This window comes from Pelosinus fermentans JBW45 (assembly GCF_000271665.2).
Classification (GTDB): Bacteria; Bacillota; Negativicutes; order DSM-13327; family DSM-13327; genus Pelosinus; species Pelosinus baikalensis.
Window position 1 is genome coordinate 2,302,122 of the sequence record NZ_CP010978.1, and the last position, 23,691, is coordinate 2,325,812.

The 23,691-nt window shown below is 36.4% G+C and carries 28 protein-coding genes; 26 read left to right on the forward strand and 2 right to left on the reverse strand.

What is annotated here, in order from left to right:
* Nucleotides 1-4 precede the first annotated feature (4 nt).
* The 16 genes from JBW_RS09940 (at nt 5) to JBW_RS10010 (ending at nt 13,659) form a co-directional block, all read left to right on the forward strand.
* Entirely contained in the window at nt 5-763 is a 759-nt protein-coding gene (locus tag JBW_RS09940; protein WP_007953584.1) for a FliA/WhiG family RNA polymerase sigma factor, read from the forward strand.
* Between the two features lie 25 nt (nt 764-788).
* Nucleotides 789-2,417: a DUF342 domain-containing protein gene (locus JBW_RS09945; RefSeq protein WP_007953583.1), complete on the forward strand. Its 1,629-nt coding sequence runs from the start codon at nt 789-791 to the stop codon at nt 2,415-2,417.
* A gap of 46 nt (nt 2,418-2,463) precedes the next feature.
* On the forward strand, nt 2,464-2,799 hold the full coding sequence (locus tag JBW_RS09950; protein WP_007953581.1) for a hypothetical protein: 336 nt from the start codon (nt 2,464-2,466) through the stop codon (nt 2,797-2,799).
* 39 nt (nt 2,800-2,838) lie between these two features.
* Nucleotides 2,839-3,387 (forward strand): hypothetical protein, encoded by a 549-nt coding sequence (locus JBW_RS09955; protein ID WP_007953579.1) that lies wholly within the window; start codon nt 2,839-2,841, stop codon nt 3,385-3,387.
* Between the two features lie 179 nt (nt 3,388-3,566).
* Nucleotides 3,567-4,268, forward strand: a complete 702-nt coding sequence (gene rpsB / locus JBW_RS09960) for a 30S ribosomal protein S2 (RefSeq protein ID WP_007934808.1) — start codon at nt 3,567-3,569, stop codon at nt 4,266-4,268.
* Nucleotides 4,269-4,343: 75 nt separating this feature from the next.
* The gene (gene tsf / locus JBW_RS09965; RefSeq protein ID WP_007934807.1) at nt 4,344-4,991 is read left to right on the forward strand and encodes a translation elongation factor Ts; all 648 of its coding nucleotides are present in this window, start codon (nt 4,344-4,346) and stop codon (nt 4,989-4,991) included.
* A 185-nt stretch (nt 4,992-5,176) separates the two neighbouring features.
* Nucleotides 5,177-5,896, forward strand: a complete 720-nt coding sequence (gene pyrH / locus JBW_RS09970; RefSeq protein ID WP_007934806.1) for a UMP kinase — start codon at nt 5,177-5,179, stop codon at nt 5,894-5,896.
* A 2-nt stretch (nt 5,897-5,898) separates the two neighbouring features.
* On the forward strand, nt 5,899-6,459 hold the full coding sequence (gene frr, locus JBW_RS09975) for a ribosome recycling factor (protein WP_007953576.1): 561 nt from the start codon (nt 5,899-5,901) through the stop codon (nt 6,457-6,459).
* Nucleotide 6,460: 1 nt separating this feature from the next.
* Entirely contained in the window at nt 6,461-6,670 is a 210-nt protein-coding gene (locus JBW_RS09980; protein ID WP_007953575.1) for a hypothetical protein, read from the forward strand.
* 63 nt (nt 6,671-6,733) lie between these two features.
* Nucleotides 6,734-6,832 (forward strand): 4Fe-4S binding protein, encoded by a 99-nt coding sequence (locus JBW_RS24015; protein WP_071882483.1) that lies wholly within the window; start codon nt 6,734-6,736, stop codon nt 6,830-6,832.
* Between the two features lie 60 nt (nt 6,833-6,892).
* Nucleotides 6,893-7,660, forward strand: coding sequence for an isoprenyl transferase (locus tag JBW_RS09985; RefSeq protein WP_007953574.1), 768 nt, complete (start codon nt 6,893-6,895; stop codon nt 7,658-7,660).
* 20 nt (nt 7,661-7,680) lie between these two features.
* On the forward strand, nt 7,681-8,508 hold the full coding sequence (locus tag JBW_RS09990) for a phosphatidate cytidylyltransferase (RefSeq protein WP_007953573.1): 828 nt from the start codon (nt 7,681-7,683) through the stop codon (nt 8,506-8,508).
* Nucleotides 8,509-8,557: 49 nt separating this feature from the next.
* A complete protein-coding gene (locus tag JBW_RS09995; RefSeq protein ID WP_007953571.1) occupies nt 8,558-9,712 on the forward strand; it encodes a 1-deoxy-D-xylulose-5-phosphate reductoisomerase in 1,155 nt (384 codons plus the stop codon).
* Between the two features lie 30 nt (nt 9,713-9,742).
* Nucleotides 9,743-10,774 carry an RIP metalloprotease RseP gene (gene rseP / locus JBW_RS10000; RefSeq protein ID WP_007953569.1) on the forward strand — a complete coding sequence of 344 codons (1,032 nt, stop codon included), beginning with the start codon at nt 9,743-9,745 and terminating at the stop codon, nt 10,772-10,774.
* 98 nt (nt 10,775-10,872) lie between these two features.
* Nucleotides 10,873-11,952: a flavodoxin-dependent (E)-4-hydroxy-3-methylbut-2-enyl-diphosphate synthase gene (gene ispG / locus JBW_RS10005; protein ID WP_007953566.1), complete on the forward strand. Its 1,080-nt coding sequence runs from the start codon at nt 10,873-10,875 to the stop codon at nt 11,950-11,952.
* A 3-nt stretch (nt 11,953-11,955) separates the two neighbouring features.
* Entirely contained in the window at nt 11,956-13,659 is a 1,704-nt protein-coding gene (locus tag JBW_RS10010; protein ID WP_007953563.1) for a proline--tRNA ligase, read from the forward strand.
* A gap of 138 nt (nt 13,660-13,797) precedes the next feature.
* On the opposite strand, the gene JBW_RS10015 is transcribed toward JBW_RS10010, so the two are convergent.
* Complete coding sequence (locus JBW_RS10015; RefSeq protein WP_007934789.1) at nt 13,798-14,136, reverse strand: arsenate reductase family protein; 339 nt, start codon at nt 14,134-14,136, stop codon at nt 13,798-13,800.
* Nucleotides 14,137-14,284: 148 nt separating this feature from the next.
* Between JBW_RS10015 and JBW_RS10020 the strand changes: the two genes are divergently transcribed.
* From JBW_RS10020 to JBW_RS10040, 5 genes are all read left to right on the forward strand, one after another.
* Complete coding sequence (locus JBW_RS10020; RefSeq protein ID WP_036680320.1) at nt 14,285-15,106, forward strand: RMD1 family protein; 822 nt, start codon at nt 14,285-14,287, stop codon at nt 15,104-15,106.
* A 55-nt stretch (nt 15,107-15,161) separates the two neighbouring features.
* Nucleotides 15,162-15,554: a CoA-binding protein gene (locus tag JBW_RS10025; RefSeq protein WP_007953560.1), complete on the forward strand. Its 393-nt coding sequence runs from the start codon at nt 15,162-15,164 to the stop codon at nt 15,552-15,554.
* A 3-nt stretch (nt 15,555-15,557) separates the two neighbouring features.
* Nucleotides 15,558-15,881 carry a thioredoxin gene (gene trxA, locus JBW_RS10030; RefSeq protein ID WP_007953553.1) on the forward strand — a complete coding sequence of 108 codons (324 nt, stop codon included), beginning with the start codon at nt 15,558-15,560 and terminating at the stop codon, nt 15,879-15,881.
* A gap of 118 nt (nt 15,882-15,999) precedes the next feature.
* Nucleotides 16,000-17,925, forward strand: coding sequence for a ferrous iron transport protein B (gene feoB / locus JBW_RS24960; RefSeq protein ID WP_235334241.1), 1,926 nt, complete (start codon nt 16,000-16,002; stop codon nt 17,923-17,925).
* Nucleotides 17,926-17,961: 36 nt separating this feature from the next.
* Nucleotides 17,962-18,189: a FeoA family protein gene (locus JBW_RS10040; protein ID WP_007953542.1), complete on the forward strand. Its 228-nt coding sequence runs from the start codon at nt 17,962-17,964 to the stop codon at nt 18,187-18,189.
* Between the two features lie 82 nt (nt 18,190-18,271).
* Here JBW_RS10040 and JBW_RS10045 read toward each other — a convergent pair whose 3' ends face one another.
* The gene (locus JBW_RS10045) at nt 18,272-18,481 is read right to left on the reverse strand and encodes a DUF1858 domain-containing protein (protein WP_007953541.1); all 210 of its coding nucleotides are present in this window, start codon (nt 18,479-18,481) and stop codon (nt 18,272-18,274) included.
* A 157-nt stretch (nt 18,482-18,638) separates the two neighbouring features.
* Between JBW_RS10045 and JBW_RS10050 the strand changes: the two genes are divergently transcribed.
* From JBW_RS10050 to JBW_RS10070, 5 genes are all read left to right on the forward strand, one after another.
* Nucleotides 18,639-19,460 (forward strand): polysaccharide deacetylase family protein, encoded by an 822-nt coding sequence (locus tag JBW_RS10050; RefSeq protein ID WP_036680317.1) that lies wholly within the window; start codon nt 18,639-18,641, stop codon nt 19,458-19,460.
* Nucleotides 19,461-19,638: 178 nt separating this feature from the next.
* The gene (mraZ, locus tag JBW_RS10055; protein ID WP_007953539.1) at nt 19,639-20,070 is read left to right on the forward strand and encodes a division/cell wall cluster transcriptional repressor MraZ; all 432 of its coding nucleotides are present in this window, start codon (nt 19,639-19,641) and stop codon (nt 20,068-20,070) included.
* Nucleotides 20,071-20,128: 58 nt separating this feature from the next.
* Entirely contained in the window at nt 20,129-21,067 is a 939-nt protein-coding gene (rsmH, locus tag JBW_RS10060; protein ID WP_007953538.1) for a 16S rRNA (cytosine(1402)-N(4))-methyltransferase RsmH, read from the forward strand.
* 59 nt (nt 21,068-21,126) lie between these two features.
* Nucleotides 21,127-21,549 (forward strand): cell division protein FtsL, encoded by a 423-nt coding sequence (locus tag JBW_RS10065; protein ID WP_007953537.1) that lies wholly within the window; start codon nt 21,127-21,129, stop codon nt 21,547-21,549.
* Between the two features lie 22 nt (nt 21,550-21,571).
* A complete protein-coding gene (locus tag JBW_RS10070; protein WP_007953536.1) occupies nt 21,572-23,659 on the forward strand; it encodes a stage V sporulation protein D in 2,088 nt (695 codons plus the stop codon).
* Nucleotides 23,660-23,691: the final 32 nt, after the last annotated feature.

Genomic DNA, 23,691 nt, shown 5'->3' on the forward strand with positions numbered 1-23,691 from the left:
ATAGATGTTAGATAATAAGCAAGCTAAAATAGAAGAAATTATGAAATTGTGGCTAGAATATCAGCAAAGTAGGAAAGTGGAAATACGAGAAAAGCTGATTGAATACTACTTATCGTTAGTTAAGTTAGTTGCGAGTCGCATTGCGATTAGCTTACCACAATATGTAGATAAAGACGATTTAATTAGTAATGGTTTTTTTGGTTTACTTGATGCAATTGAAAAATATGATCCGATGCGGGGAATTAAGTTTGAAACTTATGCCGTTGTTCGTATTCGGGGTTCTATGCTTGATGCCATTCGTGCACAAGATTGGGTACCAACCAGTATCCGCCAAAAGGCAAAACAATATGAACAAACGGTATCAAAGCTTGAAAATCAATTAGGGCGTGCTGCGACTGATAGTGAGATTGCTGAAGCTCTTAGTATTTCAGTCAATGAACTATATGTTCTATTAAATCAGCTCAATGCTAGTACAATCATGCCTTTAGATGAATTTATAAAAACAGAAACCTCTTCTGCGCACCTAACGAACCCGTCAGAGCAAATTGAAATAGAAGAAGTAAAGCAAGCCTTAGCCAAAACAATCGATAAATTACCTGAAAAAGAAAGATTAGTTGTTTCTTTGTATTATTATGAAGGATTAACCTTAAAAGAGATCAGTTTAATTTTGAAATTGTCTGAAGCGCGTATTTCTCAGCTGCACACTAAATCAATTTTCCGATTAAGAGGAGCATTATCACGGATTAAATCAAGTTTTATTTGACACCGTTAAGGGGGAATATCAAGCTATGATTGGTGATGAACACGTTGAGGTTCAAGATGGACAAAAAAATGATAAAATTCCTGGATTTTCAATTGATATCAATGATAGTGGTGTATTTGTAAAAATACACTCTATTGAAGATGGTGCATCTTCTGTAAACGAAATAGCTATATTTGAACAATTAAATAAGCAGGGAGTAACGGAATATAATCGTAGTTTAATCATTGCTGCCATTAAAGCGGCGGATGAGCAACCGGTAAAAGTAGCAGAAAAGCCTAAAGTAGAGCCTCAGCCTGATCCAGAAATCCAGGTGAATTTGACACGTGACAAAATGGAAGCAGCTTTAGAAATTGTGTTGCCGCCACGATGTACACCTTTAACCATGGAATCCGTACTTGAGAAAATCAAGGCTAGTGGTATTGTTTTTGGAATTGATGATAAAGCCATTCAGCAGGCCTATGAATCTCCAGGTACAAGAGTGACATTTGCTTGTGGTCAACCACCAATGCATGGTACAAATGCCCAGATTAAACATCATTTTATATTGGCTGCAAAAAGTCGGCCTCAGGAAATGGAAGATGGTAGTGTAGACTTTAAAAACTTAAATTTGTTTACGACGGTGCAACAAGGAGATCTCTTGGCAGAAAAAATTCCAGCAACACCAGGAATTGCTGGAATGGATGTATTAGGTAACAACGTTATTGCAAAACCGGGCAAAGATATGTTGCTTCCCATAGGGAAAAATGTAAGTGTTGTGGATACGAATACCATTGTGGCTGATATAGCAGGACAAATTTTGATGATCAATAATAAAATTAATGTGATGCCGATTATTGAAATTAAAGAAGATGTAGATGTTTCGACAGGTAATATTGAATTTATCGGTAATGTCACCATACGTGGATCTGTGCAACCGGGATTCTCAGTAAAAGCTGAAGGCAATGTGGAAATTTTTGGTACTGTTAGTGGCGGTATTGTAGAAGGAAAGAATGTAGTGATAAAAATGGGCATTCAAGGAATGCATCGCGGTTATGTTAAAGCGAAAGAAAACGTAGTTGCTAAGTTTATTGAAAATGCTACTGTTCATGCAGGAGTGGATATTCTGGTCAGTGATGTTATACTTCATTCTCGGATAACAGCGGGAAAAAAAATCTTAGTAGAAGGACGCCGTGGTTTGATTACTGGTGGGACGATTATGGCTGGAGAAGAAATTCGTGCTAAAGTGATTGGCACTCAGATGTCAACCAGTACAGAACTAGAAGTTGGCGTAAACCCATCATTGCGGGAAGAATATCAACATATACGTCGTGAAATGAAAAAAGTTGAAATTAATCTTGAACAGGCACAAAAGGCGTTGAGTATTTTACGATCAATGGATCAACATACGATACCTCCTGAGAAACGAGAAATGCTTTTGAAATTAACAAAAGCTCAATTTCATTTAGTAGGACAAGTTGAAACGATGCGTACTCGAATGGCCGTCATTGAAGGTGAGTTCGAAGAAATGCGTACTGGACGCATAAAGGTAGCTGAAATTATGTACCCTGGAGTTAAAGTTGTAATCGGTACATTGGTTAAGCCAATACGCGATATTTTAAAATTTAGCTCTTTATATGCAGAAGATGGCGAAATAAAAATTGGTACGTTTAAATAATATAGTTGGATTTTTTCTATTGTATCAGGTATAAGGTGGTGGGACAATGTCTATTAATCCAATAGAGTTGCAAGTGTTGATTCCCAAAGCTACTGAAGTAGGCAAGGCTCAAAATCTTGCCAATCGTCAAGAAACTCTACAGCAGCAACATGTTGCTGGGCAATGGAATGATATTTCTACAAATCGTCAGCACCAGGTACAAAGTGCAGCTAAAAATGAAGGCGGCAAAGTTGGACGCGACAAGGAGGCCAAGGAAGAGAAGCATTCTCCGAATGAACAAAAACCTAGGCAGAATGATGAGAGCAGTATTGAAAAAGACAAGGTAAATCGGGCTTCTAATAACGATCCCGTTCGGGGTCATATCATTGATATAAAAACATGAGACAATGTTGTTGTTATCGAGAACTTATGAGGTGAGAGTATGTTTTCTAATCTTTTTATTGTTGTACTAGTTATTATATTTCTTATTGTTTTTGTGTTGTATAAGCGACAAATGCTATTAAACTTATTTTCTCTTGAAATTGCATCTTCTACGACTCAATTTCAAGAGCAGATAGAGGAAACAGCTGAAGTTGTCATTCAACGACTGGAAGAAAAGATTCGTTACTTAGAGCATATATTAATAGCAGCGGATGCAAAGATTGCGGGATTAGATAAAAAAATGATGATGGCGGAAAAGCTTTTAGATAAAGAGATTAAGGATGAGCATTTATTTCGAAAGTTGTCAAATTTTTCAGAAAAAATGAAAGAAGAAAATATAGAAACCTCTTCTCAGCAACTAAATCCGATACAGGAGCCGATAGATAAAAACTATAAGGTGATAGATAATGATAAAGAAATCATACGTAATCATAAGCGTGACTCTGTATTAGCTTTGGCTGAGCAAGGATATAGTAGCATTGAAATTGCAAAAACGACAGGAATAAGTAAAAGTGAAATCATTCTGCTACTGCAGTTACATAAAAAGTAAATGGAGTATTAAAAAAATGCAAAGTTCTTGTATAATATCTTGTTATATAAAAATAACTATGATATAATGATTCGTGTTGTAAATCCACACGCAATCTAATTTTATTTACTGTGCTAACAACATGTTGGTGATAAATAGAAAATGCGGATTGCGGCGGTAATTTAACAGGAGGTGTAAGTATGTCAGTAATTTCTATGAAACAGCTTTTAGAAGCAGGTGTTCATTTCGGACATCAAACTAGAAGGTGGAACCCTAAAATGGCTCCTTATATTTTTACGGAGCGTAATGGTATCTACATAATTGACTTACAAAAAACAGTCAAGAAAGTGGAAGATGCCTATAATTTTGTGCGTGAAATTGCACAAGATAAAACAATTTTATTTGTTGGAACGAAAAAACAAGCTCAAGATGCAGTAAAAGAAGAAGCAGTTAGAAGTAACATGTACTACATCAATGAAAGATGGCTCGGTGGCATGTTGACAAACTTTCAGACCATTCAAAAACGTATTGGACGTTTAAAAGAATTGGAAAAAATGGAAGAAGAAGGGCTGTTTGAAGTACTGTCTAAAAAGGAAGTTATTACTCTTCGTCATGAGATGGAAAGATTACAAAAGTTCCTTGGCGGTATTAAAAATATGACTAAATTACCAGGAGCATTATTTATTATTGATCCTCGTAAAGAACGCATTGCTGTTGCTGAAGCAAAGAAGCTTGGTATACCTATTGTAGCGATTGTAGATACTAATTGTGATCCAGACGAAATTGACTATGTCATTCCAGGTAATGATGATGCTATTCGTGCTGTTAAATTGCTTACAGCTAAAATGGCAGATGCTGTTTTGGAAGCTAGACAAGGTGAACAAGTAGAAGAAGCTGAGTAATTGTATTTAGATAAAGGTAAGGGGAAAAATAATATTTTTCCCTCTTACCTTTAATAATAGATAGGGGGACTTTATATGGTAACTGCTGAAATGGTAAAAGAATTGCGCCAACGTTCTGGTGCAGGCATGATGGATTGCAAAAAAGCCCTAACTGAAACAAAAGGTAATCTTGATGAAGCCATTGACTATTTACGTGAAAAAGGCTTAGCAGCTGCTGCTAAAAAAGCAGACCGAATTGCTTCAGAAGGTGTTATTGAAGCTTACATACATGGTGGCGGACGTATTGGTGTAATGGTTGAAATCAATTGTGAAACTGACTTTGTTGCAAAAACAGATAAATTTAAAGATTTAGCAAGAGATATTGCAATGCAAATTGCTGCTACAAATCCTACATGTGTACGTCGTGAAGAAGTACCTGTAGAAGTGTTAGAGCATGAAAAAGAAATTCTTAAGGCCCAAGCTCTAAATGAAGGTAAGCCTGCCAATATTGTGGAAAAAATGATTACAGGCAGGGTTGAAAAATATTACAAAGAAGTCTGTCTAATGGAACAAGTTTTTATCAAAAATCCAGATCAGACAATTACTCAACTTATTAATGAAAATATCTCTAAAATTGGTGAGAATATCTCCATTCGCAGATTTACCAGATATCAGCTTGGTGAAGGCATCGAGAAAAAAAGCAATGATTTTGCTGCTGAAGTAATGGCTGCTGTTAAAAAATAAGAGAACACTGCAGTGTTCTCTTATTTTTAAGGAATCAGAGTATATTAAATTTTGATTTCAAATTTGGAAGGACAAAGCTTATTTCTATATCTTATAAGATAAGGTAAAGGCTTTGTCTTTTCTTAAATGTATTAGAGGATTTAGTGTAGTTTTGTAGAATTCAATGGAAGGATGGAGGGATTTGTTTGCTTACATCAAAATATAAGCGTGTAATTTTGAAGCTTAGTGGTGAAGCTTTGGCTGGGCAGCAGGGATATGGTATTGATCCAGTTATTGTTGACTCTATCGCTCGCCAAATAAAAGAAATTAGAAATACAAACTTACAAGTTGCAGTGGTCGTTGGTGGGGGAAATATTTGGCGTGGCTTGTCTGGAAGTGCTAAAGGAATGGATAGAGCTGCTGCTGATTATATGGGAATGCTAGCTACTGTAATGAACTCTCTGGCTCTTCAGGATGCTCTAGAACAATGTGATGTGGATACCCGTGTGCAAACTGCAATCGAAATGCGTCAAATTGCTGAGCCATATATCCGTCGTCGGGCTGTTCGCCATTTAGAAAAAAATCGTGTAGTTATTTTTGCTGCAGGTACTGGTAATCCTTATTTTTCTACCGATACAACAGCTGCGCTTAGAGCAGCGGAAATTGAAGCAGATGTAATTCTTATGGCGAAAAAGAATACGGATGGTGTATATGATTCTGATCCTCGTTTAAATCCGGAAGCTAAAAAGTTTAAAGAGTTAGCATATATTGAGGTTCTAAAACGAGGTTTAGGTGTTATGGATTCAACTGCCACTAGTTTGTGTATGGATAATAAAATTCCCATTATTGTGTTTAGTATTGACGAGCCGGGGAATATTTTGAAGGCTGCCCTTGGAGAAGATATTGGTACTGTTGTGGGGGGATAAAAATGTTAATTAAGGAAATATATGATAGCAATACCGAAAAAATGAAGAAAGCAATTGATGCTTTGCGCAGAGAATTATCTACTTTGCGTGCAGGGCGAGCTACGCCTGCATTGTTAGATAAGATTACAGTTGATTATTATGGTACGCCCACACCGATAAATCAAGTGGCAAACATTGCTGTACCTGAACCACGGATGATTACAATTCAAGCATGGGAAAAATCGATGATTGCGCAGATTGAAAAAGCAATTTTAAAATCAGATTTAGGGCTTACACCTAACAGTGATGGAGTCGTCATTCGATTGAATATACCACAATTGACGCAGCAGCGTCGTATAGAACTTGTGAAGGTTGTTCATAAGAAAGCTGAGGATAGCCGAATTGTCATTCGTAATTCTCGGCGCGATGCAAATGATGCAATAAAAAAGCTTGAGAAAGATAAAGCGATATCCGAAGATGACGTAAAGAAAGCTCAGGATGATATGCAGAAACTGACTGATAAGTACGTAAAGGAAGTCGATACTATTATGAATGCTAAAGAAAAAGAGATCATGGAAGTATAATATGATAGATGTAGTAGCAAAATCCTTATATGTAGCAGAAAAGCAGCTAAATGAAGCACAGATACAATATACGGTAATTGTGACTCGTCCAACACGTCACATATCGGGATTAACAGAGGATTGCTTTTATGTTATACGGCAGCAGTTTCATGATGGCGTGTATCATCTGGTAGCTGCTGCTAAGATGGGGAGAGAAAATGTTAAATGTTAACTTGCAGTGATAAATATAACCTTGAAAATAGTTGTAAAGTAGCTTTTTCTGTAAGTATATGTTTTGAATGAAGGGAATGTCATATTTACCATTTTAACAAAATGTGTAGAATGCGGTGCCTGTGCGGCGGTTTGCCCTGTTGGTGCTATTTTGGCTCCATGACTGGAACCCCCTCGCAAGAGGGGGTTTAGTTGCTTGTTAGATTATCTTGGAGGTCATAACATGTGGGAAAAATGGTTTAACAAAAAAAAAGAGAAGATTGATACAAAAAATGTAGTAGAACAAGGAAATTTACCCCAACACGTTGCTATTATCATGGATGGAAATGGGCGATGGGCTAAACGAAAAGGATTGCCGCGTACTTTTGGTCATCGAGCAGGTGTAGAAAGTTTACGACATATTGTTACAACGGCTGTTAATATGAATTTGAAAGTATTGACCACATATGCATTTTCTACTGAAAATTGGAAAAGACCGGAAGATGAAGTGAACTTATTAATGCGCTTATTTTCTGAATATCTTGAAAGCGAAATTGATGAATTGCATCAAAAAAATGTACAAATTCGCTTTATTGGCAAAATAGATGAATTAGCTACTGCATTACAACAAAAAGTTGAAAAGGCCCAGATACATACTGAGAATAATACAGGGTTAGTTTTTAATTTAGCAGTCAATTATGGTGGGCGAGCAGAAATTGTACGTTCTGTTCAGATGATTGGCGAAAAGGTTGCTAGAGGCGAAATTTTACCTGGCGATATTAGTGAAAAAAGCATAATGGAAAATTTATATACAGCCAGTTTACCTGATCCTGACTTGATCATTCGACCTAGTGGTGATTTTCGAATCAGTAATTTTTTATTATGGCAATCAGCGTATGCAGAATTCTGGTTTACTGATATTTATTGGCCTGACTTTAAGCCTGATCATTTTCTACAGGCTATTGTGGATTATCAGAAACGAGAACGAAGATTTGGGGGATTAAAAAAATAAGGTTACAGGTAGGTGCTTGAATGCTGGGGAGACGGGTTTTAACAGCAGTAATAGGTATACCTATTACTATCTATGTAATTCATTATGGTGAGTGGTTATTTGCTGCTGCTATTTTGATTCTTACATTATTGGCATGGCATGAATTTTATACAATGCTGCGTAATAAGAATATAAAAGTATTTTATAATTTGGGAATTCTAATGAATGCTTTGATACTAGGATGCGCCTGGTTAGGCAACTCTCAGGAAATGACCATGACATTCGTTTTTGCCACTCTATTATGTCTAGTAAATATGGTAGTGTCAGGAAATAAGTTTACTGTTGCTGATGTAGCTTTTTCTATACTTGGCATTACTTATATTGGCGTAGGTTTTTCCCATTTATTGCTTTTAAGATATACTGATAGTTCTTTATATATAACGACTTCTGTGGGGACGTTGTCTATGGGAGCTAGCTATTTGTGGTTAGCCTTTATTGGAACATGGGCGAATGATACGTTTGCTTATTTTGTAGGGTCGCGTTTTGGGCGGCGTAAGCTATGCCCAGCAATCAGTCCAGCAAAAACAGTAGAAGGTTCTATTGGGGGACTCGTCGGTAGTATTTTAGCGATTACCCTGTTAGGATTGTTATTTAAGTTACCAGTAAGTCATAGTATCGCCATGGGTTTAGTAGTTGGTGTTATTGCGCCTATTGGAGATTTAGCAGAATCTGCGATAAAACGTTTTGCAGGAGTAAAAGATTCTGGAAAATTATTGCCAGGCCATGGTGGAATTTTGGATCGTTTTGATAGTATATTATTTACAGTACCTATTGTTTATTACTATATACATATGTTTCTATTACGGTAATTTATTTCTAGTGTATAATTTAAGAAGTAGGTTAAGGGAGATTTTTACAATGCAATCTATAGCAATTTTAGGCAGCACTGGTTCTATTGGCACACAATCTTTAGAAGTTATTGCAGCTAATCAAGATCAATTTTGTGTAACTGCATTAGCTGCTTATCATAATGATATTTTATTAGAGAAGCAAATTGAATATTTTAACCCTAAAATAGCTGTATTGGTTGATAAGAATGCAGCAGACAGGCTTACCAGAAGATATTCGGGATCAACAATTATTTTAACTGGTGAAGAAGGATTATTAGAAGCAGCTATTCACGAAAATGTGAATACTGTATTAACATCTTTAGTTGGGTTTGCTGGTTTAAAACCTACTTTGGCGGCAATTAAGGCTGGCAAACATATTGCATTAGCGAATAAAGAGACATTGGTAGCTGCCGGTGAGTTGGTAACTCAGCTTGCACAAGACAACCATGTAAAGATTCTTCCCGTAGACAGTGAACATAGTGCAATTTTTCAATGTCTGCAGGGGGAAAGTAGAAAAAAAATCAATCGCATTCTTCTTACTGCTTCAGGCGGTCCTTTTCATGGTTTGAAAAGAGAAGAATTAGAGCATGTTACTATAGAGGATTGCTTACGGCATCCGAATTGGTCAATGGGGAAAAAAATTACTGTGGATTCTTCTACGCTAGCAAATAAAGGATTGGAAGTAATTGAAGCTCGATGGTTATTTGATGTTCCATATTCTCAAATTGAGGTTGTTGTACATCCTCAAAGTATTGTTCATTCTATGGTTGAATTTGTAGATGGATCTGTTATGGCTCAATTAGGAAAACCGGATATGAGAGTGCCGATTCAATATGCCCTTACTTATCCTGAAAGATTTGCTACAGAGTATCCCAAACTTGATTTTAAAACACTATCTGCATTAACTTTTTCCGCACCTGATATGGTTAACTTCCCCATATTGCCACTTGCTTTTACTGCAGGGAATACAGGAGGAACATTGCCATGTGTATTCAATGCAGCCAATGAGGAAGCCGTTTATGCTTTTCTGCAAGGGAAAATTCGTTATCTGGATATTTTCTTGGTGATAAGAAGCGTAATGGAAAGTCATAAGGTCACTATGATGCCTGATCTAAATGACATTTGTAGTGCCGATTTGTGGTCGCGCGTGCAGGCTCAAGAAATTCTAAAAGCTATTAAATAGGTATATAATAAGAAGATAGGAGTGATTCTATTGTTGATGACAACCGTTGCTACCATTTTTGTATTTGGACTGTTGGTATTCGTTCATGAATTAGGACATTTCGTTACCGCAAAAATGACTGGTATGCGAGTAGATGAGTTTGCGATTGGCTTTGGTCCTAAAGTAATTAGTTATAAGCATGGTGAGACGCTATATTCTTGGCGCATTATACCATTAGGCGGTTTCAATAAAATTGCAGGTATGGATCCTGATGAGGAGCAAGATGATCGCTCTTTTAATGCAAAATCGATTCCTGCCAGGATGTTAGTAATTGTAGCTGGATCAACAATGAATTTTGTGTTGCCAATCCTATTATTTTTGACAATTTTTTTGAGCTCAGGTATTGATACTCCTTCAAGCTCTCCCATTGTCGGTAATGTTTTTGCTGATAAGCCTGCAGCGCAGGCAGGATTATCCCTTGGTGATACAATCATTGCGGTGAATAATCAAGAAATTACATCATGGAGAGAATTTGTAAATATTGTACAAATAAATGCTGGTAATAAACTATCATTAAAATATCAACATAATGGTGAAATTAAAACAACGGTAGTAACTCCAGAATTTGACGAAAAAGCCAATCGAGGCATTATAGGTGTGATGCCGCAAATTGAAAAATATCATCCGGGTTTTATCGAAGCATTTGGCTTAGCTGCTAAGCAAACATATGTAGTAGCGAGTAGTATGGTTGTTGGCATTGCGCAAATGATTACAGGAAAGGTTGCTGCTGAAGTAGCTGGTCCAATTGGTGTGGCGCAAATGGCGGGTGAAGTTGCGCAATTAGGCTTGATTCCTCTACTGCAGTTTGCTGCATTTTTGAGCATAAACTTAGGACTGATTAATTTGTTACCAGTACCTATGCTTGATGGCGGGCATCTTGTAACCTTAGTCGTAGAGGGATTAAGAGGTAAGCCCTTAGAGAAAAAACATATGCAATTTATACAAATGATTGGCTTTGCCTTATTGATGCTTTTATTTTTAGTAGCTACCTTTAAAGATATTTCTAGATTAAAGATTTTTTAAGAACGAGAAAACTTTTTAGAAAGATGAAATCAAGGGGAATTTAAATTTATTTAAGTAAATTAATTGCCGCCTAGATCGTAGATTTTTGAGGTGAAGAAATGACAGAATTTATGCAACGAAGAATGACAAACCCTGTATATGTTGGCAAGGTAATGGTTGGTGGTACAGCTCCTATCTCTGTTCAATCTATGACAAATACCAAAACTGATGATGTAGCAGATACAGTAGCTCAAATTATGCAGTTGGGTTCAGCAGGGTGTGATATAGTGCGTTTAGCGGTACCAGATATGTCAGCAGCATTAGCAATAAAAGAAATTAAATCAAAAGTACAGATACCTCTAATTGCAGATATTCATTTTGATTATCGTTTAGCAATTGCTGCAATGGAAAATGGTGTTGATGCTCTGCGGATTAATCCTGGCAATATTGCTGAGGCAAATCATGTTGCAATCATTGTTAAAGAAGCAAAAAAACGAAGTATTCCGATTCGTATTGGGGTGAATGCCGGCTCTTTAGAAAAAAGTATTCTAGAGAAATATGGCGGGCACCCTACGCCTGCTGGCATGGTAGAAAGTGCGATGCAGCATATTGCTATCTTAGAAAAATTAGAATTTCGAGATATTAAAGTATCGTTAAAAGCCAACGATGTTCCTATGACTATTAATGCTTATCGGTTGATGTCTGAAACAGTTAATTATCCTTTGCATTTGGGAATTACGGAAGCTGGAACCATAAAATCGGGAATGATTAAATCAGCGGTAGGTATTGGTGCTTTATTAGCACAAGGTATTGGCGATACTATTCGCGTATCCCTAACAGGTGATCCTGTGGAAGAAATAAAAGCTGCAAATGAAATATTAAAGTCTTTAGGATTAAGAGAATATGGACCAACTTTGATTTCATGCCCTACTTGTGGACGGTGTAATATCAATTTGGCAGAAATCGCGGAACAAGTTGAGCAAAAACTTAGCCAAGTACGTAAGCCATTTAAAGTTGCTGTTATGGGATGTGTTGTGAATGGTCCTGGTGAAGCAAAGGAAGCAGATGTTGGAATTGCAGGCGGCAAGGGGCAAGGATTGGTATTTCGTAAAGGTGAGATCGTAAAAAGAGTTTCAGAAGATCAGTTAGTAACAGCATTATTCACAGAAATTGACAAACTCATCGAGGAGGACAATTAAACTATGCTTGTATCACAATTATATGCTCCTACATTACGGGAAACTCCAGCGGAAGCCGAAGTAGTAAGCCATCAACTTATGCTGCGGTCCGGTATGATCCGCAAAGCCGCTGGTGGAGTTTATACATATATGCCATTGGCTTTGAGAGTACTTAGAAAAATTGAAAATATTGTGCGCCAAGAAATGGATGCTAAAGGTGGTCAGGAATTATTGATGCCAATTATCCAGCCAGCAGAAATGTGGCAGGAAACTGGTCGTTGGGATGTATATGGTGATGAAATGTTCAGATTGAAGGACCGGCATAACCGGGATTTTTGTCTTGGACCTACTCATGAAGAAATGATTACTACATTGGTACGCTCAGATGTACGCTCGTACCGGCAATTGCCTTTGAAGCTTTATCAAATTCAAAATAAATATCGTGATGAACGACGTCCCCGTTTTGGATTAATGCGTGGGCGCGAATTTATTATGAAAGATTTATATTCTTTTGATAAAGATGAGGAAGGTCTTGCTAAAAGCTATGATCAAATGTATGAAGCCTATACTACTATTTTCAATCGTTGTGGGTTAACATTTAGGGCTGTGGAAGCTGATGGTGGGGCAATTGGCGGCAGCGGTACTCATGAGTTCATGGTTATTGCTGATTCAGGTGAAGCTGCTATTGTATATTGTCCATCATGTGAATATGCGGCAAATGTGGAAAAAGCGGAATTAAAAGCTATCTCAATACCAAAAGAGGAATTAAAAGCCTTAAGTATCGTTGATACACCAGGGACCAAATCCATAGAAGCAGTAACAACTCTATTAGGAATTAACGCTGATAAGGCAATTAAGACTCTTGTGTATAATACTGATAAGGGCGTTGTAGTAGCCCTAGTTCGTGGTGACCACGAAGTCAATGAAATTAAATTGCAGAATCTAGTGGATTGTTTAACAATTGAGTTAGCAGATGAAAAGACAATAGTGGAAACCCTAGGTAGTACTCCGGGCTTTATTGGTCCGGTTGGCATAAAAATTCCAATGCTTATTGCTGATTCTACTGTTATGAACCAATATAATGCTGTTTGTGGGGCAAATGCTCCTGATAAACATTACTGCAACGTAAATGCTAAACGTGATTTTTCTCCTACGATCATTGCTGATATTCGTTTAATTCAAGAAAATGATCCTTGTCCTCATTGCAGCTTACCAGTGAAAACTGCCAGAGGGATTGAAGTCGGTCAAGTATTCAAACTGCATACTAAATATAGTAAAGCGTTGAAAGCTACCTATCTAGATGTGAATGGGAGAGAGCAGCCTATGGTTATGGGGTGCTACGGCATCGGTGTGAGTCGCACTATGGCTGCAACAATTGAGCAAAATAACGATGAATATGGAATTATTTGGCCGGCAGCGATAGCACCATATCATGTTATCATTGTGCCGATTAGCCCTAAAGATGAGGCACAGATGTCTTTATCAAATTCAATCTATAAAACATTAAATGCGTCAGGTATTGAGGCTGTCTTTGACGATCGTAATGAGCGACCTGGAGTGAAGTTTAAAGATGCTGATCTGATTGGATATCCTTTAAAAGTTACAGTTGGACCAAAAACAATTAATGAGAATATAATTGAAGTGAAAGTAAGACGTACAGGAGAAGTATTGTATTTCGATGTAAATAATTACTTAGAAGATATAAAATCTTTATTGGCAAGGTTATAAGCAAGATTATTTTCCTGCCTTGGTCATCGAAAAAAATATAAAAAAGAAGCCACAAGGGTGCTGTCTTTTACATGTTACTCAATATGAGCATCAGGTAAGATTGCACCTTTATGGTTTCTTTATAAGAAAATTAGAGGTTTAAGCTTGCCACTGTTTCCAAACCTCAGGACAGTATCCAATTGTTGCAGCCTTAGAAGTGTTTCTTACGATAGGTGTTTTAAGTAATAAAGGATTGTTCAATAAAATATCCTCTGTATTATGGATGATATATCTTAAATTACTTGCCTCATATTCTTTACTTTCCGTATTAATTAAGTCCTTCAAAGCAATAAATCTTTTTATACTACTTAACTCTCCTTTGCTTAAGGCCTTTAAAGTTAAGTCAATGAATTGATAGGGGATTTTTCGTTCCTTAAAATATCGTTCAGCTTTACGTGTATTTTGGCATTTTTTTGTACCAAAGATTTGAATGTTCATAATAGACCTCTCTTTATGGTTAGTATCTATTAATAAAATATCCTAATACGCAGAGAAAAGCAATTATAACTAAATATACAGGTTGTTTTAAGAGTGACATAATTCATGAGATAAAATGGCAGGAGTAGCTCAAATGGAGTGTGAGATCATGGCTGAAACGGAGTTTAAAGCAATTGTTCTAAGTAATGAAATTAATTTAAATAAAATTTCTCAACATTTTGGTAGTAATCGTAAATTAAAATGGGAAGAATATTTAATATTAAAAGGTACTGAATTACAAGGTATTGTTCGTGAAATAGAAATGAAAAGAGTATATTTATTCCATTTTGGCAGTATTGTATTTTTAAACTTTCAATATCATGAAATAATGGATGTTATTAATTATTTAAAAACAATTGAAAGCGGTATACATGATACAAATACATTTAAGTATGTTGATGAATATAAGATTGAAAGTAACTCAGAAAGTGAATCAGCTATCAATAATGATTATATGGTTACGAAACAAATAGCTGAATACCAATTTGATATTGTTTCTACCGTATTGGCAAAATCCGTAGCTTTAGAAAAGATTGAAGCTGATATTTCCCGGGTTTTAGATGAAATTGAAGAAGTTGTGAATAATTTATACCGAGGAGAGTTAACAGTATCAGATGAAAAACTAGCAAAAATGTCAGCAAGTATTTTAGAATTTAAGTTAAGCACCATTTCGTATGTTATGTTATTGGACAAACCAGCAATTACTTGGAATAATGAGGGTGCTAGCGAGCTATTTGATGAACTTACCATATTATTTGAATTAGCGGATCGTTATGAAAAACTTCGTCATAAAATAGATACATTGATGGATATTATAGAGGTTTTTTCAGGACTGGCTCATTCCAAAAGGGGAACTCGCTTAGAATGGGTGATTATCATATTAATTGGCATTGAAATTTGCTTATCTTTATTTGAAAAATTCATAGGTTGACCAGAAATACCCAAAGGTAATATAATGTAATAAAAAGTTAATAGGAGGTAAATATTTGAGTAACATTGACACTATGCTAAACTTAAAAACTTGGGCAGTGGTTGGAGCAACCGATAATAAAGAAAAATTTGGATTTAAAATTTTTAAAGTAATGTTAGAGGCTGGATTTGAAGTCTATCCAATTAATACTGGTGTTGCAGAGATTCTTGGACAAAAATGTTATCCAACACTAAAGGATTTGCCAATAAAGCCAGAAGCTGTAGATATAGTAGTACCTCCTAAAGTTGGCGAGAAAATTATGCATGAATGTGCAGAAATTGGTATAAAAAATGTTTGGTTGCAGCCTGGAGCAGATGCTCCCCAGGTTATTCATGTGGCCGAAGAGTTAGGACTTAATGTTGTTCATCATGCATGTGTCATGGTTGAAATGAGGAAAAAGGAGGCATAATCAATGGCAAATGTAATTCATGTGAATGAGGAAAATTTTCAGAGTGAAGTAATGGAGTCAAAAGTACCTGTATTAGCAGATTTTTGGGCACCTTGGTGTGGCCATTGTACGAAGTTATCTCCAATACTTGACGAATTAGCTGCTGATCTGGGAGATAAGGTTAAAGTGGTAAAAATTAGTGTAGATGAAAATAGAGCACTAGCGCAACAATATAGTGTAATGAGTTTACCCACTATGATACTAATTAAAGATGGAGAAAAGGTGGAAAAATTATTAGGGTTTATGCCGAAAGCTGCCATTAGTGATAAAATTTCATCAGTATTATAAATTGGACAACCAATAACAGTAAATGTTATTGGTTGTTTTTTTGTTCTAATTATATTGCTGATGGAATAGACAATAGCAACATAATTTTTAAGAGTGGGGGCCGGAACTATTGGCAAAAGTGGTTTTAGTTGGTTCTCCTAACGTTGGTAAAAGTGTAATATTTAACTATCTAACTGGTAAATATGTGGCAGTATCCAATTATCCAGGAACCACAGTTGATATTTCTCGGGGGTATAGCAAAATAAATGGAAAAGCATATGAATTTATCGATACTCCAGGTATGTACTCTCTTATACCCATTACAGAGGAAGAGCGAGTATCACGAATGTTATTGTGCCAGGAGAAACCGGATATTGTATTACATGTAATTGATGCTAAAAATATTCGTAGAATGCTACATCTTACGCTGCAGCTCATAGATATGGGTTTCCCAGTTGTATTAGTTGTAAATTTGATAGATGAAGCAAAGAAAAATGGTATTTTTTTTAAACTAGAGTGTTTATCTGACATTTTGGGAATTCCAGTTATTGCTACCATTGCCACAAAAGGTCTTGGTCTAGGAAAGATTAAAGAAGAAGTTCAACAGTATTCGCCTGGCAAAATTCGTTTTTCTTTACTGTATTCTCCTAACATAGAACAAGCTATTCATTCTATCAGTGCTAAAATAAAAGGAGAGTATGGTTTATCCCGTCGCATGACAGCTCTTTTACTTATACAAGGTGATAAAATATTGTATGCATTGGCAAATCATAAGGAACGTGCATTTCCTGAAGTCTTAGCAGAGGTCAATAAGCTTAATTCTTATTACCAATATGATATGGAATATATTCTAGCTGTAGAGCGGCAGCGTGCAATTGATCGTATTTGCGACTCCGTTCTGGAGGAAAGAAAGATATATTCGCGAGGCGTGGGCGAAACATTAAGCCGTTTAACTAGGGAGCCTGTTACAGGCATACCTATTTTATGTTTAGTAATATTTTTTGGAATCTATCAATTTGTAGGGAAATTTGGAGCTGGGTTTTTAGTTGAGTATTTAGATTTGAATCTCTTTGTTCCTTATATTAATCCTTTAATGGAATATTATGTATATCAGTATATACCTTGGGATTGGTTACAATCATTAATAATGGGGAAATATGGATTTTTTACTTTAGGATTTCGCTATGCATTTATTATTATTTTACCGATTGTTAGTACCTTTTTCTTTATGTTTGCCATTTTAGAAGATAGCGGATATTTACCTCGATTAGCCATGTTAATGGATTTTATATTTAAAAAAATTGGATTAAATGGTAGAGCTGTAATTCCTTTCGCCTTGGGATTAGGCTGCGGCACAATGGCTGTTATGGTAACGCGAACATTGGAAACACGCCGCGAAAGAACATTAGCTACTTTCTTATTGTCTTTAACCATACCTTGTTCGGCACAGCTTGGTGTTATATTAGCATTATTGTCGGATTCGTTTTTATCTCTAACCATATGGGGGTGTTATATCCTCCTCATTTTTGGAATTGTTGGAAGGCTGTCAGGAAGTTTGTTACCTGGCAATTCTAGTTCATTTTATATGGAAATACCACCTTTGCGGTTGCCAATGTTATCGAATGTATTACATAAGGCTTTTATTCGTATGTGGTGGTATTTTATAGAAATCCTGCCGATTTTCATAATAACTAGTATTGTTTTATGGATTGGTGATCGAACTGGCGTTCTAACCTATATCATATATTCGATGCAGCCGGTCATGAGTTCACTTAGTTTGCCAATTGAAACAGCTCAACCATTTCTACTGGGGTTTTTCCGCAGAGATTATGGTGCTGCTGGATTATATGAAATGGTTACTAGTCATAGTTTAAGTAAAGAGCAGCTTTTAATTGCTAGTGTAACATTGACCTTATTTGTGCCTTGTATTGCACAAGTAGCGGTAATGATAAAAGAACGAGGGGTATTTATTTCAATTATAATGTTATGTAGTATTATCTTTTTGGCTTTTATGGGAGGTTTGCTGCTTTCTAAAATATTACCGATTCTTAATCTTTACTTGTAGAAAATATCCTTTAGTCTGATAAAGGGAGTGGACAATATGGCTCACCTTATACCAATTGTTAGGTGTAAAAAGAATACGATGGTACATGTTGTACGTCTATTATTAACAAGTGGGGATCATTTACGCAAACTAACAGCTTTGGGGGTATTGCCTGGGGTGAAAATAGAAATTTTGCAAACATATCCTGCCTATGTATTAAAAATAGGATATACACAAATTGCTTTAGATTATGAAATAGCAAAAAATATTATTGTTGCTCCATAATTAAAAGGGAATTTGCTTGATACTAGTGGTTTTGTTAGAAACACTGAATATATTATAAAAAGGACTTGGATTGTACCAAGTCTTAATCAGAAGTGTTATTTTCTATCGCTTTATTTAAAGCATTGATTAATGTCGTTATGTCGATGCCGTGAGCTGCTGCTCCTTGTCCAATATTCTCAAACCGTGCAGCCGCACAACCCAAACATCCCATACCATGATCGCGAAAAATAGCAACCGTTTGGGGATATTGTTCAACGACTTCTGAAATTCTCATATTTTCGGTAATAAGCATAAAACAACCTCCTAATTAACATAATTATTAATACATAGTTTTAGCAAGCGATAAAATTTTATACGAACTAGAGGCTAGTATTTTTTGCAAAAGAGAGGTAGAATATTGTAGATAAAGATAAAACAGGGGTCATATGAGGTAAAAGGCGGTGCAAAAATTGAATATAAAAAAGGGGCAAATCAATATCGTAATAGGTTTAATAATTATATTTTTCTTGATTGCCCTTTCTAAATTCGGTAACCATTCAGTAGTAGCAAGCTATAATAAAAGCAATTCTATTACTCTTCAAGAAGTACCTATTTTAAATTATCATAAAGTGGATATATTAAATCACGCTCTATCTGTTTCACCACGAGAGTTTGAAGACCAAATGGAGTATTTATACCAAAATGGTTATCATACGATTACTCCTGATCAACTTATGGCTTATTTAAAATCGGGTAAACCATTGCCAGACAAACCGATTTTGATTACCTTTGATGATGGCTATCTTGATAATTATACAAATGCATATCCTATCATGAAAAAATACGGTTTTACTGGAACAATTTTTATTGTTACGAATTTTATTAGTAAAGATGAGCGGTTTATGACTTGGGATCAAATAAAAGAAATGCAACAAAACGGTATGATCTTTGGCTCGCATACAGCAAATCATAAATCTCTTACAAGTCTTACGAAGGAACAAGTTCTAGATGAACTTAGCCAATCCCGTGATGAAATAGCACGGCAATTAGGTAAGGCTCCTAAGTATTTTGCCTATCCAACTGGCACTTATAATGGGGAAATTGAAGACATGGTGAGAAAAACAGGATATAAGGCCGCATTCACTATTGAATATGGGCAGGTTGGTGCTGATAGCGATGTATTCCTTTTGCAGCGGATTCCCATTTTTAAAGGGCAAAAAACTTTTCGAAGTTTCTTCATTCGCTTAAACGGTGCACCTGTCTTAGAAGAACTGGGTATTATAAAAAATTAAATATTTCAGATAAAAACTAGGACAAAAGACTTTGAAGATGGGTCTTTTGTCTTTTATTTTTAAATGGTGAAGAATTCCTTAAGGATTAAGAAGGATTTTATTTTATAAAGATAGAACACTAAAAGTGGGTAATAGTGGTGAAAAGTGGTAGATGAATCAAAATGGTGGTGGTAAAATTATGTTAATGGGTGAGTACCTTCATACTATTGATGATAAGGGAAGACTCATTTTACCTGCCAAGTTCCGTGAGGAGTTGGGAGAAAATTTTATTGTTACCAAAGGTCTTGATAATTGTTTGTTTATATACGAAAAAAAAGAATGGGATATTTTAGCAAGCAAGCTAAAGCAATTACCGCTAGCAAAACCTGAAGCCAGAGCCTTCGTACGATTCTTTTTTTCTGGTGGAGCGGAGATTTCTTGTGATAAACAAGGGCGAATATTACTACCTAACACTCTTAGGGAATATGCCCAGCTTGATAAAGATGTCATAGTGATTGGCGTTTCAAATCGCATTGAAATTTGGAATCGCAGCAGCTGGGATGCTTATAATGAAAAGATTGCTCCTACAGTAGCCCAAATTGCTGAAAGCTTAGTTGATTTAGGTATATAAAGTTGAATATAGTGTGAAAATATAGTGTTTATGAATTTGAATGGGGTGAGTGACTACTGTGGAATTTCATCATGTTAGTGTGTTATTAAAAGAGAGTGTATCTGCATTGGTAACGAATCCTGAAGGTATTTATGTTGATTGTACATTAGGTGGAAGTGGACATGCTGAACATGTTGTCAAACAATTGGGAGCATCGGGGCGATTTATTGGCATTGATCAGGATCCAGCTGCGATAAAAACGGGAAAAGTTAAGTTGTCCAATGCTAAGTGCAAAGTCGATATCGTACAGAATAATTTTCAAAATATTGGACTTGTCTTAGATGAGTTAAAAGTAAATAAGGTAGACGGCATATTATTTGACTTAGGGGTATCGTCACATCAGCTAGATATCGCTGAAAGAGGATTTTCTTATATGCAAGATGCACCTTTAGATATGCGTATGAATCCGAATAGCGATTTTTCTGCTTATGATATTGTGAATAATTATTCGGAAAATCAATTAGCAGATATTATTATTACTTATGGAGAAGAGCGTTGGGCCAAGAGAATTGCAAAGTTTATCATTGAATTTCGAAGTGGTAAGGCGATAGAAACTACTGGAGAATTAGTAGATATCATAAAAAGGGCGATTCCGTCAGCAGCAAGGCGCGATGGACCACATCCAGCGAAAAGAACGTTTCAGGCCATACGTATTGAAGTAAACAATGAGTTAGGAATTTTAAAAGATGCTTTTACCACTTCCATAGAGAGACTTGCTTTGGGCGGAAGATTGTGTATTATTACTTTTCATTCCTTGGAAGACCGGATTGCGAAGCAGACTTTACAGCTGATGGCAAAAGGATGTATTTGTCCAAAAGCATTGCCGATATGTATGTGTAATAATAAACCGCAGATTAAAATCTTAGGTAAGCCGATTGCTCCATCAGTGAATGAGTTAGAAGAGAATCCACGGGCGCGAAGTGCTAAGTTGCGCGTAGCGGAAAAAATAAATTTATAAAAATTGGTGTAATATCATGGGAACTACAATTGTTCTAATTTTAAGGAAGGGGAATATACATGTTAGTAAATAAAAAACAAGATTGGGATATTTATCAACAACCAGAAGTCCCATCCATTAAAAAAAAGTATTTAGTAAAACCTGATATTGCGCTACGAGTAAAATGCTTAACAACAGTTACTATGATTATAGTAGCAGCCATGTTTTTAACTGCATCAAGCGAAGCAATTATACGCTCTGGCTATGAGTTAGTGGAAATGAAGGTAGAAGTCATTAAACTGGAAAAAGAAAACGAATTATTACAATTAGATATTGCGAAATTAAAATCACCGCAGCGTATTCAGAGCATAGCTACAACTCAGCTAGGTATGGTAATGCCGCAAAATGTATATTGTGCGGAAAGTTCTTTGAAAGGTTCTAATTTGAATACCGAAGGAGAAAAAAGTATAGTAAGTATGTTACTAAATCGTAAGAGTCAATAATTAAAAATTGGGGGAGTGCCCATTGGCGTCATCATCACATGTTACCATTAGGAAAAGGGTGGCCTGTCTTTTTCTACTGATTACGGTAATTATGTCAGGACTTGGTTTTCGTCTAATGTATCTCCAATTTTACAGAAGCAATTGGTTAACAGAAAATGCTATCGACCAGCGGGTGAGAGATATTCCCGTAGAAGCAAAGCGTGGTACAATTTTTGATCGTAATGGGAGAGAGCTTGGTGTGAGTATAAGTTCTGAATCTGTATACGCAATACCAGCTGAAATAGTAGATGTAGAAGGAACGGCAGCCAGATTGGCTGCTATTTTGACGTTAGACAGGGATAAATTAGCGGCAAAATTGAAAAGACGTCAAGCGTTTACTTGGGTGAAGCGTAAAGTAGATGGAGAAATCGCCAAAGAAGTTCATATGCTTAATTTACCAGGAATCGGATTAACCCAGGAAAATCAGCGTTATTACCCTAATGATAATTTAGCAGCACATATACTGGGGTTTACGGGGATTGATAGTCAAGGGTTAGATGGAGTAGAATTAACTTTTGACAGCTATTTGAAGGGACGCAGCGGAAGTATTGTGGTGGAGTATGATGCGCGAGGTCAGGAAATACCTTATGCATCTCATCAATTTATAAAGCCGGTAGAAGGGCATAATATTTATCTAACCATTGATATTGTAATTCAACAAATCATTGAACGAGAGCTTGAAAAAGTAATGCAAGACACGAAGGCGCAGGCAGCTACGATTATCGCTATAGAGCCTAGTACTGGGGAAATATTAGCTTTGGCGAATCGGCCGGATTATAATCCAAATCATTTTGCAGAATTTTCACCAAAATTATGGAGAAATATTGCTGTTTCTAATGCTTATGAGCCAGGATCTACCTTTAAGATTCTTACCACAACAGCAGCATTAGGGGAGAAAGTAGTGAGTCTTAATGAACGCTTTTTTGATCCAGGATCTGTAGAGGTTCAGGGAAGAACCATTCATTGCTGGAAAAATGGCGGGCATGGTAGCCAAACCTTTCAAGAGGTAGTAGAAAACTCTTGTAATGTAGGTTTTGTAAATGTTGGTCTTCGATTAGGCGTTGATTCTTTTTACAAATATTTTACTGCTTTTGGTTTAGGAAAACATACGAATGTTGATTTGCCAGGGGAAGCAAAAGGGATCGTTATTGAAAAATCACAGGTTAAGCCGATTAATATTGCTACGATGTCTATGGGGCAAAGTATAGCTGTAACGCCGTTGCAATTAGTAACAGCAGTAGCAGCAGTGGCTAATGATGGGCAGAGGCTTAGACCGCAGATTGTTCGAGAGGTAAAAGGGAAAGATGGCGAAATCATTCGTAGTTTCACCCCGGATATTATCAATCAAGTTGTTGATGTGGCAACTGCTCAGGAAGTTAAAAAAGTATTAGAAAGTGTTGTAGCAAATGGTACTGGGAAGAATGCTTATATCGAAGGATTCCGTATTGCTGGTAAGACTGGTACCGCTCAGAAAGTTGGAGCCGGCGGATATATGCCAGGTAAATACGTCGCTTCTTTTGTTGGGTTTGCACCAGCTGATAAGCCGCAGATTGTAATGGTTGTCATCATTGATGAACCTGTAGGCTTATATTATGGTGGTCAAATAGCAGCTCCTGTTTTTACTGGTATAATGAATGATGTCTTACAATATTTAAAGATTGCACCAAAAATTGCAGAAGCAGATGCAAATACAACAAAGGAAACTCATGTAGTTGTGCCAAGTGTCATAAACTTATTAGTTGCAGAAGCAACGCAGGAACTGAAAAAATCTGGCTTATCTGTAAGAGTTGAGGAGACAGGTGAACGTGTGGCAGATCAGATACCAAAGCCGGGCAGTCGCATGCCAAAAGATTCTAGTGTATTATTATATACTATGACCCCAAGATACGGGGCAGGAGAGATTACAGTTCCTGATTGTACCGGGCAGTCGCTGCGTGAGGCGGCAGATACATTAGCTGAGGTGGGATTGCGTATCAAACCTATAGGAGTGGGAATAAAAGCCGTAAAACAAGAACCTTTAGCAGGCACTAAGGTATTGCCTGGAAGTGAAATTACAATGTTCTTTGAATAATTTTTTAAAAAGTATAAAGAGAAAAATATACT